This window comes from Sphingobium sp. YBL2 (assembly GCF_000943805.1).
Lineage (GTDB): Bacteria > Pseudomonadota > Alphaproteobacteria > Sphingomonadales > Sphingomonadaceae > Sphingobium > Sphingobium fuliginis.
The window spans coordinates 2,113,192-2,128,489 of record NZ_CP010954.1 but is presented as its reverse complement, the minus strand read 5'-3'; the positions used below and the strand labels follow the sequence as shown (position 1 = coordinate 2,128,489).

The following is a 15,298-nucleotide window of genomic DNA, read 5'->3' as shown; positions in this document are numbered from 1 at the left end:
CCCCCCTCCATCCGTTACCGCGTGATCGGCAGCTCGAACGATCCGACCGGCAGCGGCGCTTCATCATAGAGGTTGACGACCGGCGATTCCGCCCAGGCATAGCGCACGCGCGTCGCCGGCAGGCCGTCGCCCGCCAGCACGATGCGCGTGCCTTCCACCCGGCCGGGTACGAAACGGCAGCTTCCGGCCGCTGCTCCGCACAGTTCGAAGCCGATGGCCTGACTCGCGCTGCGCATATGCAGCCCGCCGGTCAGCCCGGTGAACTCGACCGCCGCGCCGCCGTCCGTCGTCGCCACCGCCCGCGCCGCCTGCGGGCCGGTGCGCGACACCGGATCGCCATAGGCGACGACGCGCATCGCCCGTGCCAGGCGGCGGCCGACCTCCTGCTTTTCGCCCGGATGGATGTCGAACGGGTCGCCCAGGTCGATGGCCGTGGCGAGGCCGCCATGCGCATCCCGCGCCATCGCCTGATATTGCACCTGGCGCATCGCCGCCCAGCCGCTTTCCCCCGGCTGCGTCACCGGCGCGCCGTAAGCGGCAAGCTGGACCGCGACGAAAGCGAGGTCGGGCGAACCGAACTGCCGCCGCCAATCCTCCATCATCGCCTTCATGCGGTCGTCATAGCCGGGCAGGTCGACGTCCGATTCGCCCTGATACCAGGCGACGCCTTTCAACCCTATCGACCCCAGCGGCGCGATCATGCCGTTGTAGAGCGTGCCTGAACCGGTCGTGTCGCCCCACGGCACGCGCGGCGCGCCCGCCGGCGACCTGGCCGGCACCGCATAGCGCCAGCCGTCGCCCAGCGGCAGATCCCCGCCCTGCCCCTGCCCAAGCCCCAGTTTCATGACCTCCGCCGGGCCGGACAAGCCGCCATTGGCATAGTTGTCCTGCACATTGACGATCAGCACATTGCGTCCCGGTTTCAGCACGCCGGGGGGCACGTCGAACATGCTCGGCTGCCAGCTTCGGGCGCTCATCGCCACCGGCTTGCCATTGATCCACAGCCGGCCGACATCGTCCAGCAGTCCGAGGGAGAGGGTGGCCGCCTGCTTCGCCTGCGCCGCCGTCAGTTCGATCTCCCTGCGGAACCAGACCATGCCATTATAGTCGGCCAGCGCGGGAACGCCCCATTGTTCCCAAGGGCCTATGCTGGGCACGTCCTGCCATGCGATGCTGCTGTCCGGCTGCCAGGGTTCCTTGCCGGCGGCATCCCCGGTTTCCTTGCGCCACCATTTTTCCCATTCGGCGCTGGCCGCCCGCTCCGCCGCAAAGGGATCGCGCCCATGCAGCGATACGAGCGCCGATTGCGCCGCCTGTCCGACCGCCGCCTGCGCCCGCGCGCCCATCCACGGGCTGATCCGCGATCCGCCCCAACTGCTGGCGATGGCGCCGATCGGCACGCCGGCCGCCTTCCGCAATTCCCGCGCCATATAATAGCAGGCGGCTGAGAAATCGGCCACGCTGTCCGGTCCGGCCGGGCGCCAGGACGGCGCCTGCCGGAAGTCGCGCAACGGATCGTCCGCCACAGCGCGCGGCACCAGCATCAGGCGCAATCGGTCATCGGCCGAAGCGCGGATCTGGCCCACCGCATCCTGCGCATTGCGGACCTCCAGCTCCATGTTCGACTGGCCCGAACAGAGGAAGACGTCGCCCACCGCCACATCCTGCGCGACCGCGCTGCCCGACGGAGCGCGGGCCTCCAGCGTCACCGATCCTGCGGTCGCGAGCGGGCCGAACTGCGCCGCGAAACGGCCTTCCCTGTCGGCGCGGACCTGCCGGACCTCACCCGCCAGCGTGACCGAGACGGCTTCGCCGGGATCGGCCCTGCCCGTCACCGTCACCGGATGATCGCGCTGGATGACGGCATGATCGCCGAACATGGGGTCGAAGCGCGGCGCGGCCAACGCCGGAGCCGCGCTCAGCGCGACCAGACTGACGGTCAAACCCAAGTGCCAGATGATGTTGCGGGAAAACATAGGCCGTTCGCTCCTCCCTGTCCTGTCGGCCCTGTCCCAGGCCGTCACGCGCAGGGATAATCCATTTTCCTCCGGCGGCAACTGGATTTGTTATCGCTACCACAGAAAGGCGCCTATTTCGCCGTTCCGAAATCGAGATGGCTGGCGAAGAACGGGATCAGCTTGTCCTGAAAACGCCATGCGACCCGGTTCGTATGATCGCCGTCGTAGATTTCGAAGCTGTTGGCGATGCCATAGCGGTCGAGTGCTTCGTGAAGCGCCCGTGCGTCGTCCTTCAGCCCGTCCTTGTCGCCCACATCGATGGCAATCGCCCTGTAGCGGCGCAGATTGCCGATATATTGGTCGACAAAGGCCAGGGGCGCATTGGCCGCCCAGCGGGCGAGAACCTGCGGCTGCACCTGGCCGTCCTTGACCGGCAGGTCCAGATAGAGCGGCGGGTTCCCGGGATTGGGGGACCAGGCCGCGGCGGTCGCGAGCTGCGCCCTGAGGAGGAAAGGCAAGGCAGCCGAATCGGCAGGAGTCTTCACCGCCTCCAGCGCCTTCAACGCTGCCGCGTCCATCTGCCCGGCGCTGCGCGGGGACAGGCAACAGGGGCTCATCATGTAAAGGGCGCCGAACATGTCGGCATGCTTCATGCCGATGCGGCTGGTGCCGTAACCGCCCATGCTGTGCCCCGCCAGGCCGCGACTTTCGCGGCGGGGGATGGTGCGGTAATGGGTGTCGATATAGCGGACCAGATCACGCGCCATGAAGGTTTCGAAGTCTCCCGTCGTCATCGATCCCGAATACATCGACCCATTATGGACAGTCTTCGAATCGGGCAGCACCAGGATCATCTCCCGCGAGCCCTTCGCAAAGGCATTCTGCACAGTCGTCGGGACATGGATTTCCTTCGTCCATTGTTCCGCTCCGATGGAATAACCGTGCAGCGCATAGATGACGGGATAGCGCCGGCCCGGTTCGCGGCCATAGCTGGGCGGCAACAGGACCAGGACGTCGCGGTCGGCCGCCTCCCCCTCCAGATTGCCTTCGATGGACGGCGCATGCACCTTGATCCGCTCCACGGTCACGGCTTTCGCGCCTGCCACCGCCGGCGGTCCGCCCGTCGCCACCTGCGTCCCGCCGGGCGCGGCGCTCATCGCCAATGCCGATCCGACCATCGCGGCCATGATCATCTTCTTCACATCATCCCCTTTCCATCGCATGTCATTTGTCTTCAAGCTCCTGTCTTCCAGGCTCAGGCGCCCCGCAGCATCCGCATGACCAATGTCCGGATGCGGCCATAATTGCCCTTCGCCAGCGGCCCCAGGACGCCATGCCGCTCCTCCGGCAGATGCGCCAGCGGATGGCCGTTCGGCCGGAAGACGTAATGATCGAAATAGGCGCGCCACGCGGCGCGCTCACGCTCGGGCCGCTCGGCCAGGGCGATCATCGCCAGCAGCATCGCCGCATAGGGCGAATCGGGGCCCGCCGCGAACCCGTCCCACCAATAATTCACGAGGATGTTGACGTCGTCGAGCGCCTCTACCTGATGCCACCAGAGCTTGGGCAGATAAAGCGCGTCGCCCGGAGCGAGATCGACGACGAGGGCCCTTGCCCGCGCGGCCGCGAAACGGGGATAGGTCGCCGCTCCATCGGGTGCGCCCGCCGCCATGGAAACGGGCTGGCCGGACAGGGTATGGTCCACCGGCCCTACATAAAGATCCCCGATGGCGTCCGGCGGATAAAGGGTGAAGCGCCGCCGTCCCGCCACCACGCAGGCGAGATTGTCGTAACTGTCATAATGACAGGCGACCGTCGACCGGTTGCCGATCCAGAGGCGCGGATGAACGCCAGCGCCCACCAAATTGCAGGGATTCTCCTCCGCGAAACCGGGAAAATGGGAATCGGCGGGCAGCGATCCCAGATAGGCGGTTTCGCTCCCGCTTTCGGCATTGGCGGCGATCCGGCCCAGCGCATCGCCGATACTGGCCGTTTCCCGCGTGAAGTTGAAGCCGCCGGGACCGTCGCCATAATGATAACGTCCGCCAAGCTCGGCGCCCGCGGTAAAATATTCGGCGCTCGAACTGGCGGCGAATCGGGCGACATAGTGCAGCGCCGCGGACCCGCCCTGCCCGCCGGCCGCCACTGCCGGCCAGTCGTTGAACCGCCCGCGGATCACCGCGGGTCGGCACAGGGCGGCGAATGCGCGCAGATCGTCAGCCGCCGTCATATCGGCCGCCGCGAACGCCTCGATCACGGGGCTGGCGTCGCCCATGTTCAGGCCGGCACCGCCAGCCGTTCATTGCGGCGGCGCGCCATCAGCGCGATGTGCCGGAGCGAGCCGATCATGGCATAGGCGCTTTGCATATGCCCCGCACGGAACAGCTTGAGCACCGTCGCATCGTCCAGATCGCCAAGCGCATCCAGGCTGATCGTGTAAAGCCCGTCGAGTCGCAGCCTTTCCCCATCATCGAAGTTGAGAGAGATGTCGATCGGCTCGATCAGGCGATGGGCCAGCATCTCCGCGATGAAGGCGTCGGTATCCGCGGCCCCTGCCATCAGGCGGCCCAAGGCATTCTGCACGGCCTTCAGCGATGCCGTCGGCGCGCCCTGCGCATCGAACAGCGATTCGCCCTCCCGCCCGGCAAAACGGTCATGAGCGGGATCGAAGGCGATGCTCTCCCCCAGAGCGAAGAAGCCCTCGCGATCCGCCTCCAGCGGCCGGAAGGCCGGTCGGCCGTCGGGCGAATCGATCAGACATTCCCCTCTTTTGAAGCCCATCAGCGCCCCGGCATAGAAAGCGCCCGTCTCCGCATGTTTGGAAAACAACAGGGGACAGGCAGCGGCCGCAGCCGCAAATTCGCCGACCACGATGCGGACGAAGGGATCGCGTCCCTCATTCGCGGGCCGCATCCGCAAGGTTGCGTGCAGTTCGCTGTTCAGCAGTTCCACCTCTTCCATATCCTCTCCCACCTTATTGACGGCCGCTCGGCTTGCCGCTTCGGCCGGCTTTTTCCCCATGCGAAGGCTGCATCCTGGCGGATAATGATTACGCCTACAATTCCGCTTGATCGCGCGTTTAGATAGCGCTACCATTTTCAGCAGAAAAAAAGAAGACCTGGGTGAGGATGATCAAATCCGCTTAGAAAAGCGGGACAAATCACCCTGATCAAGAAAACATGATCGCCGCAGCAATAGTGCCGCGGCGTTCGGGCGAGATATTGTCTGAACAAGGGGAGGATCATGACGTATAGAATGACCAAGGCCGAACCGGCGCGCGGCCGTGCCGCGCTTGCGGCGACGGCAAGCCTGCTGGTCCTGGCCATCGCCGTTCCGGCCACGGCCCAGGACGCCGCGCCGGCCAGCGATGCCGACATCATCGTCACCGGTATTCGCGGCTCATTGCAGCGCAATCTCGACATCAAGCGCGATTCTTCCGGCGTCGTCGACGTCATTTCTGCGGAAGACATCGGCAAGTTCCCGGATTCGAACGTCGCGGCGTCGCTCCAGCGCCTGCCGGGCGTATCGATCAATCGCGCCGGTTCGCGTGGCGAGCCGGACGGCATCACCGTTCGCGGTTTCGCCGGAGACTTCAACGAAACGCTGATCGACGGCCGCAGGATTTCGACGGCGACCGGCGGACGATCGGTCGACTTCACCACTGTCGGATCGGACTTCGTGGGCCAGCTGGCTGTCCTCAAGACGCCCGACGTTTCTTTGTCGAGCAGTTCGATCGGCGCAACCGTCAATATCTCCTACCCCAAGCCCTTCGATCACCCCGGCACCCGCGTCGCGATGAGCGCGGCCGGATCGGTCCAGGACGATGCCGGCAAGATCGTGCCGACGATCGGCGGCCTGTTCAGCACCACCTTTGCCGACGACACAATGGGCATCCTTGTCGACGCGGTCTATACCCGTCGCGATACCCAGGTGAACCGCGTCTATGTTTCGGGTTGGCAGGGCGGCCGGTTCGCGCCGTGCCAGCTTGCAGGCAGCACCGCCGCAAGCTGTTCCCCGACGTCGGATACTGAATCCGCCGCCTGGGCGACCCCGACCAACCGGCAGAATGTCGTCGGCTGGTATCAGCAGCAATATGGCGCCGACCAGCGCTATACCAAGGATGAACGCATCGACGGCCGCATCGCCTTCCAGTGGCAGCCTTCGGACGACGTGCTGCTGACCATCGACGACAATTATTCGCGTCAGAAGATCGTGACCGACATTTCCGGTTTCGGCATGTGGTTCAACCAGGGCGACCTGCGCAATGTGGAGCAGGACGAGAACGGCACGACGATCAATTTCATCCAGGCGGGCACGCCGACCGACTTCACGGCCGGCCGCGACAGCCGTCTGCTGGAAACCAATCAGGTCGGCGTCAACCTGAAATGGGATGCGACCGACAATCTGAAGTTCGAAGCCGACGCCTCCTACGCCAAGAGCCGGCAGAACCCCGGAAACCGTATCGGCAGCGAGAATGGCGACATCGGCTATGGCGGCCTGCTCGGCACGGCGCTGGGCGTCCGCGTAACCGGCGACAGCAAGAACAGCTTCCCCGAACTGACGACCTATGGCCCGGCCGGCGATCAGTCGCGCTGGAGCGATCCCACCATCATCGGTTCGCACGTCACCGTGCGGTCGGTCCAGAAGAACTCCGATGAGATCAAGCAATTCCGTCTCGGCGGCACCTGGGAGGACGACAGCTTCCGCGTGAAGTTCGGCGGCCGCTATATGGAGGACCGCTTCCGGCTGGAGAACCGCAACACCTTCGCCAATAATTTCTGGCAGGCCTATGCGGGCTACGGCACACCTTCGGGCCGGAATACGGGCGTGCCGATCCCGACCAGCCTTTATGGCCGTCCGATCAGCCTGAACAACTGGATTCCGGGCTTCTCCGGCAATCTGCCGCCGGAACTGCTGGCCTATGACCCGCGCGCCTATCAGGAATATCTGGAAGGGCTGGGCAATCCGCAGACGACGAACATCCCGGGCTTCAACTATGCCGATCCCACGGTCGGGCCGAATTTCACGGGAGCCTTCGACCTCGCGCTCGATCCCGGCAGCGTCCAGGACATCAGGGAACGAACCTGGTCCGCCTATGTCAGCGTGAATTTCGAACATGAGATTGCGGGGATGCCCTTCCGCTTCAATGCGGGGGTTCGCGAGGAGATCACCAACCTGACGTCCAGCGGCGTCGGTCGCTTGCCCATTGCCCTTACGGGCAGCGCCGCCGACCCGACGCTCCTCAACGTCACCTTCTCCGAAAGTCAGCCGATCTCGACGAAGAGCAGCTATTCCTATCTGCTTCCCAGTCTGGATATGAAGCTGGAGGTCACGAACAATTTCCACCTCCGCTTCGACGCATCGCGGACATTGACCCGTCCTTCGCTCAACACCCTGACGCCCGTTCTGAACGTCGGTGTGGGCCAGCGCGTCGGCGCGCTGACCGCGACCGGGGGCAATCCAAGATTGCAGCCTTTCCTCGCGGACAATTTCGACTTCGCGGCGGAATGGTATTATCAGCGCAACTCCTATGCGGCGGTGAACTTCTTCATCAAGGATGTGTCGAACTTCATCGTTGCCGGCACGCAGCGCCAGACCATCAACGGCGTGGTCGATCCGACGACGGGCCAGCCGGCCGTCTTCACCGTGTCGCAGCGGGTCAACGGCCCGTCCGCCACGATCAAGGGCGTGGAACTGGCATGGCAGCATGTCTTCGGCGACAGCGGCTTCGGCTTCAATGCCAACGCCACCTTCGTCGATACGAACAAGCCCTATGACAGGACCGACCTGTCGCAGAGCGGTTTCGCGGTGACCGGCCTTGCCAACAGCGCGAACTTCGTCGGCTTCTACGACAAGAACGGCTTCCAGATCCGTGCCGCCGTCAACTGGCGCGACAAATATCTGCAGGCCTTCGGCCAGGCGCAGAACAATTCGGCCTTCGGCGCCGAACCGACCTTCGTGAACGAGGCGTTGCAGGTCGACCTCAGCACCAGCTTCGACATCACGAAGCAACTGACCATCTTCGGCGAGGCGCTGAACCTCACCAACGAAACGGTCAGCACCCATGGCCGGTTCAGCAACCAGTTGCTTGACGTCTATGCCTATGGCCGGCGGTACACCGCAGGCGTTCGTTACCGCTTCTAACCTGTCTCGCCCTGGGGGGATGTCGGTTGACATCCCCTCCCTTTTTGGCGTTCCTTCCCGCTTTCCCTATCAAGGCTGTCGCCATGGTTCATCCCGTCCGCAACATCGTGATCGTCGGCGGCGGGACCGCCGGATGGCTGACCGCCGGCGTGATCGCCGCCCGCCATCGCAGCCGCATCGGCAACGGCTTCACCGTGACGCTGGTCGAATCCCCCAACACGCCGATCATCGGCGTGGGCGAAGGGACATGGCCGACGCTGCGCACCACCCTGTCGCGCATGGGCATTTCCGAAACCGACCTGTTCCGCGAATGCGACGCCGCCTTCAAGCAAGGCGCGCGCTTCGCCCGCTGGACGACGGGAACGCCTGACGACGGCTATTACCACCCCCTGATGCTGCCCCAGAATTTCGGGCAGGTGAACCTTGCCCCCCATTGGCTGGCGAGCGAGGGGGATGAAAGTTTCTGCGACAGCGTCTGTTCGCAGGGCCGCATCTGCGACGACGGCCTGGCACCCAAGACCATCGCGACCGCCGAATATGACGCGCTGGCCAACTATGCCTATCATCTGGACGCGGGCAAGTTCGCGCCCTTCCTGCAACGCCATTGCTGCGAAAAGCTGGGCGTGCGTCATGTCCTGGCCGATGTGGAGCAGGTGCTGATGAAGGAGGATGGCGACATACGCGCCATCCGCACCACCCAGGCCGGCGAGATCGAGGGCGACCTGTTCGTCGACTGCACCGGATTCAAGGCGCTGCTGATCGAAGGCGCGATGAAGGTGCCGTTCAGGGACTGCAACGACGTGCTGTTCTGCGACACCGCGCTCGCCATGCAGGTGCCCTATGAGCGGCCCGACAGCCCGATGGCGTCGCACACCATCTCCACGGCGCAGAGCGCGGGCTGGATCTGGGACATCGGCCTGCCGACCCGGCGCGGCATCGGCCATGTCTATTCCAGCAACCATATTTCCGACGAAGAGGCGGAACGGGAACTGCGCGCCTATATCGGTCCGCTGGCCGAAGGGCTGGGCGCGCGGAAAATCGCAATCCGTTCGGGCCATCGCGAAACCTTCTGGAAGGGCAATTGCGTCGCCGTGGGCCTGGCCGCGGGCTTCCTCGAACCGCTGGAGGCGTCGGCCATCGTCCTCATCGAACTGTCGGCCAAGATCATCGCAGAGCAGATGCCCGCCTGCCGCGAGGTGATGGACATCATCGCTTCGCGATTCAACGCCACGACCCATTATCGCTGGGGGCGGATCATCGATTTCCTGAAGCTGCATTATGTGCTGACGAAGCGCACCGACAGCGATTTCTGGCGCGACAATGTCCGGGAGGAGACCATTCCCGATCGTCTGAAGGAACTGATGCTGCTCTGGCGTTACCAATCGCCCTGGTTCCTCGACGAGTTCGACCGGGTGGAGGAGGTCTTCCCGGCGGCGAGCTACCAATATGTGCTCTACGGCATGGGATTCCGGACAGAGGTCGACCGGCCCGCCCTGGCGCGCGACGCCCATCTGGCGGACCGCGCCCGGCGGGAAAATACCGCCATGACGGCGAAGCTGCGCGCCGGCCTGCCGCGCCATCGCGATCTGATCGACAAGATCGTGGCCCATGGACTGCAACCGGTCTGACGGCCATATAATTTGTCGTACAAGATTGCCTTCGCAAAATGGTAGCGCTATCGTTGCGGGAATAACCAGAGAGGATCAGCATGCCCATGAAGTTGCGCGCATTGGAAGCCCTGCCGCTCGCCGCCCTGTTGCTGGCCGCCGGATGCCAGCAGTCGCAGCCGGCGAACGAAGCCCAGCCGAAGGCCGAAGCGAAGCGCGACGCATCCGAATATCTGTCGCAACCGCTGGTCACGGACATCTACACCGCCGACCCGTCCGCCCATGTGTGGAACGGGAAGATCTACGTCTATCCCAGCCACGACATCGACGGGCCGACGCCGGAGGACGATCTGGGCAGCCATTTCGAAATGCGGGACTATCGCATCCTGTCGATGGACAGGATCGGCGGCCCCGTGACGGTCGGCCCGGTGGCGCTGGATGTGAAGGACGTGCCCTGGGCCGACAAGCAGATGTGGGCGCCGGACGCTGCGTACAGGAACGGCACCTATTATCTCTACTTCCCGGCCAAGGACAAGGAGGGCGCCTTTCGCATCGGCGTCGCCACGTCGAAGGACCCCATGGGTCCGTTCAAGGCGCAGCCGCAGCCGATCAAGGGCAGCTATTCGATCGATCCCGCCGTCTTCACCGATGATGACGGATCGAGCTATATGTATTTCGGCGGCATCTGGGGCGGACAGCTTCAGCGCAATGTCGACGGCAAATATGATCCCGATGGGTCGAAGACCGATCTGGGACAGGACGACAAGCCCGCGCTGGCGCCGCGCGTCGCGAAGCTGACCGGCGACATGCTGGAATTCAGCGAAGCGCCCCGCGCGATCCAGATCCTGGACGACAAGGGCAAGCCGCTGCTGGGCGGCGACCATGACCGCCGTTTCTTCGAGGCGTCGTGGATGCACAAATATAAGGGCAAATATTATTTCAGCTATTCGACCGGGGACACCCATTATCTGGTCTATGCCATCGGCGATTCACCCTATGGCCCCTTCACCTACAAGGGCCGCATCCTGGAGCCGGTGGAAGGATGGACCACCCATCATTCCATCGTCGAATGGAACGGGAAATGGTGGTTGTTCTATGCCGACAGCCAGTTGTCGGGCCAGACCCGCCTGCGCAACGTGAAGGTGACCGAACTGCATTATAATCCCGACGGCACGATCCGGACCATCAATCCCTTCGTCGCCAAGGGGACGAAGGACGGCGCGGCCCATTGAGCGCGCCGGGCGCGGGGGAAGTGCCATCTCCCGCGCCCACCGACCGGACGAGACATATCGAGCGACGCTGAAAACAGCGCGCTTCTTGGGGAGATAATCATGAAGACCGCTTTCGCCTTGCGCGCGGCCGGCGCGATATTGTGCCTCGCGACCCCGGCAACTGTCCATGCGCAGGCCACGGACATATGGGCGGAGGCCGACGGCAAGGCGCGGGAGATCGTCGACAGGCTGACGCTGGACGAGAAGGTCGGGCAGCTTCTGAACGTCGCTCCCGCGATCCCGCGCCTCGGCATCCCGGCCTATAACTGGTGGACCGAATCCCTTCATGGCGCGATCGGGGCGGTGCCCACGACCAATTTTCCCGAACCCATCGGCCTTGCCGCCACATTCGACGCGCCATTGATCAGGCAGGTCGCCGCCACCATCGGCACGGAGGTCCGGGCGCTGCATAGGCTGGGACGGCAGACCGGGCATCTCGGCCGGATCGGCACGGGCCTCGACACATGGTCGCCCAACATCAACATCTTCCGCGATCCGCGCTGGGGCCGGGGGCAGGAAACCTATGGCGAAGACCCCTATCTGACGGCGCGGATCGGCGTCGCCTTCGTCCAGGGCATGCAGGGGGACGATCCGGACCTGCCTCTGGTCGTCGCCACGCCCAAGCATTTCGCGGTCCATAGCGGCCCCGAACCCAGCCGTCACACCGACAATATCTTCGCCACGCCGCACGATCTGGAGGACACCTACCTGCCCGCCTTCCGCGCCGCCATTGTTGAGGGCAAGGCCGGGTCGATCATGTGCGCCTATAACCGCGTCGACGGGCAACCGGCCTGCGGCAGTCATATGCTGTTGCAGGACTATCTACGCGGCGCATGGGGCTTCAAGGGCTATGTCGTGTCCGACTGCGACGCCGTGGTCGACATTTACGAGCATCACAAATATGCGCCCGACGCCGCCACCGGCGTTGCCGTCGCGCTGCGCTACGGGGTCGACAGCGAATGCAACAATGCGACGCTGGGCGGACGCACCGACCTTGGCGATCGATACAAGGAATCGCTGGCGCGGGGCCTTATCGGCATGGGCGACATCGACACCGCGCTCGTCCGGCTCTTTTCCGCGCGATACCGCAATGGCGACCTGCCGGGCCTGTCCTCCCGCAAGCCCAACGCGATCCCCCCGAGCGCGATCGGTACGCCGGATCATCAGGCGCTGGCGCTGAGCACCGCGGAAAAGAGCCTCGTGCTGCTCAAGAATGACGGCGTCCTGCCGCTGAAGCCCGGGACGAGAATCGCGCTGGCTGGGCCTTTGGCGGATGCGACCCGCGTGCTGCGCGGCAATTATTCCTCGGCCAAGAGCGCTCCACCCATTTCGGTCGCGGAGGGCCTGAAACAGGTCATGGGCGCGGGTGCCGTGACCGTGATCCCCTTCAGCCCATCGATCACGGACGGCGACCTCGTCCCCGGCACCGCGCTGCTGACGCCGGACGGCAAGCCGGGAATCAAGGCCGAATATTTCAACGCCACGGGCAAGGACCAGTTTGCAGCCCGGCCGGTGCTGACGCGGACCGAAACCAGCATCGTATCGCGGGCGGCCGAGTTCAAACAGGTGTCGGACCAGCATCGGGTCCGCTGGAGCGGCTATCTGGTCGCGCCGGAAACCGGCCTCTATCGGCTGGCGCTGACCGGAGTGAAGGGCGAGGTCTCGCTGAACGGCAAGCCCGTCGTCTCCGCCAGCGAATATTCGCGCTGGGCGGAACCGCTGAAGCTGGTCGAGGTGCGCATGACCAGGGGCGAGCGCTACGCCATCCGCCTGCAGGGAGAGAGCGGCGTCGCCGCCAGCCCGGCGATCTTCTGGAAGCGGGTTACCGACGATCTCGACCGGGATCTGACAGCGGGCGCGAAGGATGCCGATGTCGTCGTCGCCGTGGTCGGCCTGACCTCCGACCTGGAGGGCGAGGAGATGCCCGTCAAGGTGGAGGGTTTCGACGGCGGCGACAAGACGACGCTGGACCTGCCCGCCGACCAGCGCGCCTTCCTGGAAAAGGCCAGGGCGCTGGGCAAGCCGCTGGTCGTCGTCGCCATGAATGGCAGCGCCATCGACCTGTCCTGGGCGAAGGAGAATGCCGCCGCCATCGTCGAAGCCTGGTATCCGGGCCAATCCGGCGGGCTGGCGGTCGGCAATGTCCTTTCGGGCAAGGCCGATCCGGGCGGCCGACTGCCCGTCACCTTCTACAGGAGCGTCACTGACCTGCCGCCCTTTACCGACTATGGGATGGAGGGGCGCACCTATCGCTATTTCAGGGGCAAGCCCGTCTATCCCTTCGGCCACGGCCTCAGCAACACCAGCTTCCGTTACGCCCCGCTGACGGTCGAGCCGGTGAACGGTTCGGTCGAGAATGGCCTGAAGGTGCGCACCGCCATCACGAACACGGGTGCAAGGGCGGGCGACGATGTCGCGCAGCTCTACATCACGCCCTCACGGTTCGAGGGCGCGCCTCGCCTTGCCCTGCGCGGCTTCCAGCGGGTGACGCTGAAGCCCGGCGAGACCCGGAAGGTGGAATTCACCTTGAGCCCCCGCGACCTCAGCTTCGTCACCATGACGGGCGAGCGCGGGCTGATACCGGGCGATTATGGCCTGAGCGTCGGCAGCGGCCAGCCGGACGACGGCGTGCAGGTCCAGCAGGCCCGCTACAGCATCGCCCGGATGATCCCGCTGCCCAAATAGGTTTCGCCCATTCCGCCGCCATTTTCCGAAAAGGACGACCATGATCAAGACCCTGCGCCGCACGACCGCCGCCTTGCTTCTCTGCGCCAGCGCATTGGCGGCGACGACCGCCAGCGCCGACACCGCCGGCAAGCCGACCACCGCCACCATCCATGCCGACCGGCCCGGCCCGGTCTATGACCGCCGCATCTTCACGCAATTCGCCGAACATCTGGGCCATGGCATCTATGGCGGCCTGTGGGTCGGCAATGATCGGTCGATCCCCAACACCAATGGTTTCCGCAACGATGTGGTGGCGGCGCTGCGCAACCTCTCCGTCCCGGTGATCCGCTGGCCGGGCGGCTGCTTCGCGGACGAATATCACTGGCGGGAGGGCGTCGGCCCGAAGGGCAAGCGCCCGATCAAGGTCAACACCAATTGGGGCGGCGTGACCGAGCCCAATTCGGTCGGCACGCATGAATATTTCGAACTGCTGCGGCAGGTCGGCGCGGAAGCCTATATTTCCGGCAATGTCGGCAACGGCACGCCGCAGGAAATGGCGGAATGGGTCGAATATATCACCGCGCCCGCCGGCAGCCTGGCCGATGAGCGCGCGAAGAACGGGCACAAGGAACCCTGGGCGCTGCCCGCCTTCGGCATCGGCAATGAGCTGTGGGGCTGCGGCGGCAACATGCGCGCCGAATATGCCGCCGACGTGACGAAGCGCTATTCGACCTTCCTGAAGGTTCCGGCGGGCAAGACGCTGGTGCGGATCGCGTCGGGCGCGAACGGCGGCGACTATAACTGGACCGAAGTGATGATGCGCGACGCGGCCAAGCAACTGGATGCGCTGTCGCTCCATTATTACACCCTGCCCCAGGGCGGCTGGCCGCCCAAGGCCGATCCGGTCAATTTCGACGAGACCGCATGGGCCGACACGCTGGCCGCCACATGGAAGATGGACGAGCTTATCACCGGCCATAGCAAGGTGATGGACAAATATGATCCGCGGAAGCGGATATTCCTGGCTGTGGACGAATGGGGCACATGGTATGCGCCCGACCCCGGCACCAATCCCGGCTTCCTGCGGCAGCAGAACACGCTGCGCGACGCGCTGGTCGCCTCCGTCAATCTCGACATCTTCGCCAAACATGCCGACCGCGTGCGCATGAGCGCCATCGCGCAGATGGTGAATGTGTTGCAGGCGATGATCCTGACCGAAGGGAAGAAGATGGTGCTCACCCCCACCTATCATGTCTTCGAAATGTACAAGCCCTGGCAGGATGCGACGGTGCTGCCGATCGACATCGACACGCCCTGGTACAACAAGGACAGGTTCGTCATGCCGGCGGTCAGCGGATCGGCGGTGCGGGCCAGAGACGGCAAGGTCCATGTCGGCCTTTCCAACCTCGATCCCAGCCAGACCAATGTGGTGACGGTGAAGCTGGACGGGCTGAACGCCGCCAATGTGTCGGGCCGCATCCTGACCGCCCCCGCGATCAATTCGCACAACAGCTTCGACGCGCCGGAGGTGGTGAAGCCCGCCGCCTTCACCGGCGCGCAGGTGAGCGGCGGCACGCTGACGGTGGCGCTGCCGCCCAAGTCGGTGGTCGTGCTCGACCTGCAATAAGGATCGATAATCACAGGAGGATGA

General features: G+C 64.7%; 9 protein-coding genes. 5 read left to right on the top strand and 4 right to left on the bottom strand.

From position 1 onward, the window contains the following. Positions 1–14 precede the first annotated feature (14 nt). The 4 genes from TZ53_RS09690 to TZ53_RS09675 all read right to left on the bottom strand — a co-directional run bounded on the left by TZ53_RS09690 (position 15) and on the right by TZ53_RS09675 (position 4,979). On the bottom strand, positions 15–1,976 hold the full coding sequence (locus TZ53_RS09690; RefSeq protein ID WP_044661127.1) for a sialate O-acetylesterase: 1,962 nt from the start codon (positions 1,974–1,976) through the stop codon (positions 15–17). A 113-nt stretch (positions 1,977–2,089) separates the two neighbouring features. After that, positions 2,090–3,151 (bottom strand): alpha/beta hydrolase, encoded by a 1,062-nt coding sequence (locus TZ53_RS09685; protein WP_044662965.1) that lies wholly within the window; start codon positions 3,149–3,151, stop codon positions 2,090–2,092. 62 nt (positions 3,152–3,213) lie between these two features. Then, positions 3,214–4,233 carry a cupin-like domain-containing protein gene (locus TZ53_RS09680; protein WP_044661126.1) on the bottom strand — a complete coding sequence of 340 codons (1,020 nt, stop codon included), beginning with the start codon at positions 4,231–4,233 and terminating at the stop codon, positions 3,214–3,216. A gap of 2 nt (positions 4,234–4,235) precedes the next feature. Further along, on the bottom strand, positions 4,236–4,979 hold the full coding sequence (locus TZ53_RS09675) for a SapC family protein (protein ID WP_229742661.1): 744 nt from the start codon (positions 4,977–4,979) through the stop codon (positions 4,236–4,238). 234 nt (positions 4,980–5,213) lie between these two features. Between TZ53_RS09675 and TZ53_RS09670 the strand changes: the two genes are divergently transcribed. From TZ53_RS09670 to TZ53_RS09650, 5 genes are all read left to right on the top strand, one after another. Continuing rightward, positions 5,214–8,102, top strand: a complete 2,889-nt coding sequence (locus TZ53_RS09670) for a TonB-dependent receptor (RefSeq protein WP_044661125.1) — start codon at positions 5,214–5,216, stop codon at positions 8,100–8,102. Positions 8,103–8,185: 83 nt separating this feature from the next. Beyond that, positions 8,186–9,730, top strand: a complete 1,545-nt coding sequence (locus TZ53_RS09665) for a tryptophan halogenase family protein (protein WP_044661124.1) — start codon at positions 8,186–8,188, stop codon at positions 9,728–9,730. 80 nt (positions 9,731–9,810) lie between these two features. Next, positions 9,811–10,941, top strand: coding sequence for a glycoside hydrolase family 43 protein (locus TZ53_RS09660; RefSeq protein WP_044661123.1), 1,131 nt, complete (start codon positions 9,811–9,813; stop codon positions 10,939–10,941). A gap of 99 nt (positions 10,942–11,040) precedes the next feature. Then, on the top strand, positions 11,041–13,665 hold the full coding sequence (locus TZ53_RS09655) for a glycoside hydrolase family 3 C-terminal domain-containing protein (RefSeq protein ID WP_044661122.1): 2,625 nt from the start codon (positions 11,041–11,043) through the stop codon (positions 13,663–13,665). A 40-nt stretch (positions 13,666–13,705) separates the two neighbouring features. Beyond that, positions 13,706–15,274 (top strand): alpha-N-arabinofuranosidase, encoded by a 1,569-nt coding sequence (locus tag TZ53_RS09650; RefSeq protein WP_044661121.1) that lies wholly within the window; start codon positions 13,706–13,708, stop codon positions 15,272–15,274. The last annotated feature ends 24 nt before the right edge of the window (positions 15,275–15,298 follow it).

Bases quoted from the DNA above. Each gene is read 5' to 3' on its own strand.
- TZ53_RS09690 (WP_044661127.1), bottom strand. From the start codon at position 1,976: ATGTTTTCCCGCAACATCATCTGGCACTTGGGTTTGACCGTCAGTCTG.
- TZ53_RS09685 (WP_044662965.1), bottom strand. From the start codon at position 3,151: ATGATCATGGCCGCGATGGTCGGATCGGCATTGGCGATGAGCGCCGCG.
- TZ53_RS09680 (WP_044661126.1), bottom strand. From the start codon at position 4,233: ATGGGCGACGCCAGCCCCGTGATCGAGGCGTTCGCGGCGGCCGATATG.
- TZ53_RS09675 (WP_229742661.1), bottom strand. From the start codon at position 4,979: ATGGGGAAAAAGCCGGCCGAAGCGGCAAGCCGAGCGGCCGTCAATAAG.
- TZ53_RS09670 (WP_044661125.1), top strand. From the start codon at position 5,214: ATGACCAAGGCCGAACCGGCGCGCGGCCGTGCCGCGCTTGCGGCGACG.
- TZ53_RS09665 (WP_044661124.1), top strand. From the start codon at position 8,186: ATGGTTCATCCCGTCCGCAACATCGTGATCGTCGGCGGCGGGACCGCC.
- TZ53_RS09660 (WP_044661123.1), top strand. From the start codon at position 9,811: ATGCCCATGAAGTTGCGCGCATTGGAAGCCCTGCCGCTCGCCGCCCTG.
- TZ53_RS09655 (WP_044661122.1), top strand. From the start codon at position 11,041: ATGAAGACCGCTTTCGCCTTGCGCGCGGCCGGCGCGATATTGTGCCTC.
- TZ53_RS09650 (WP_044661121.1), top strand. From the start codon at position 13,706: ATGATCAAGACCCTGCGCCGCACGACCGCCGCCTTGCTTCTCTGCGCC.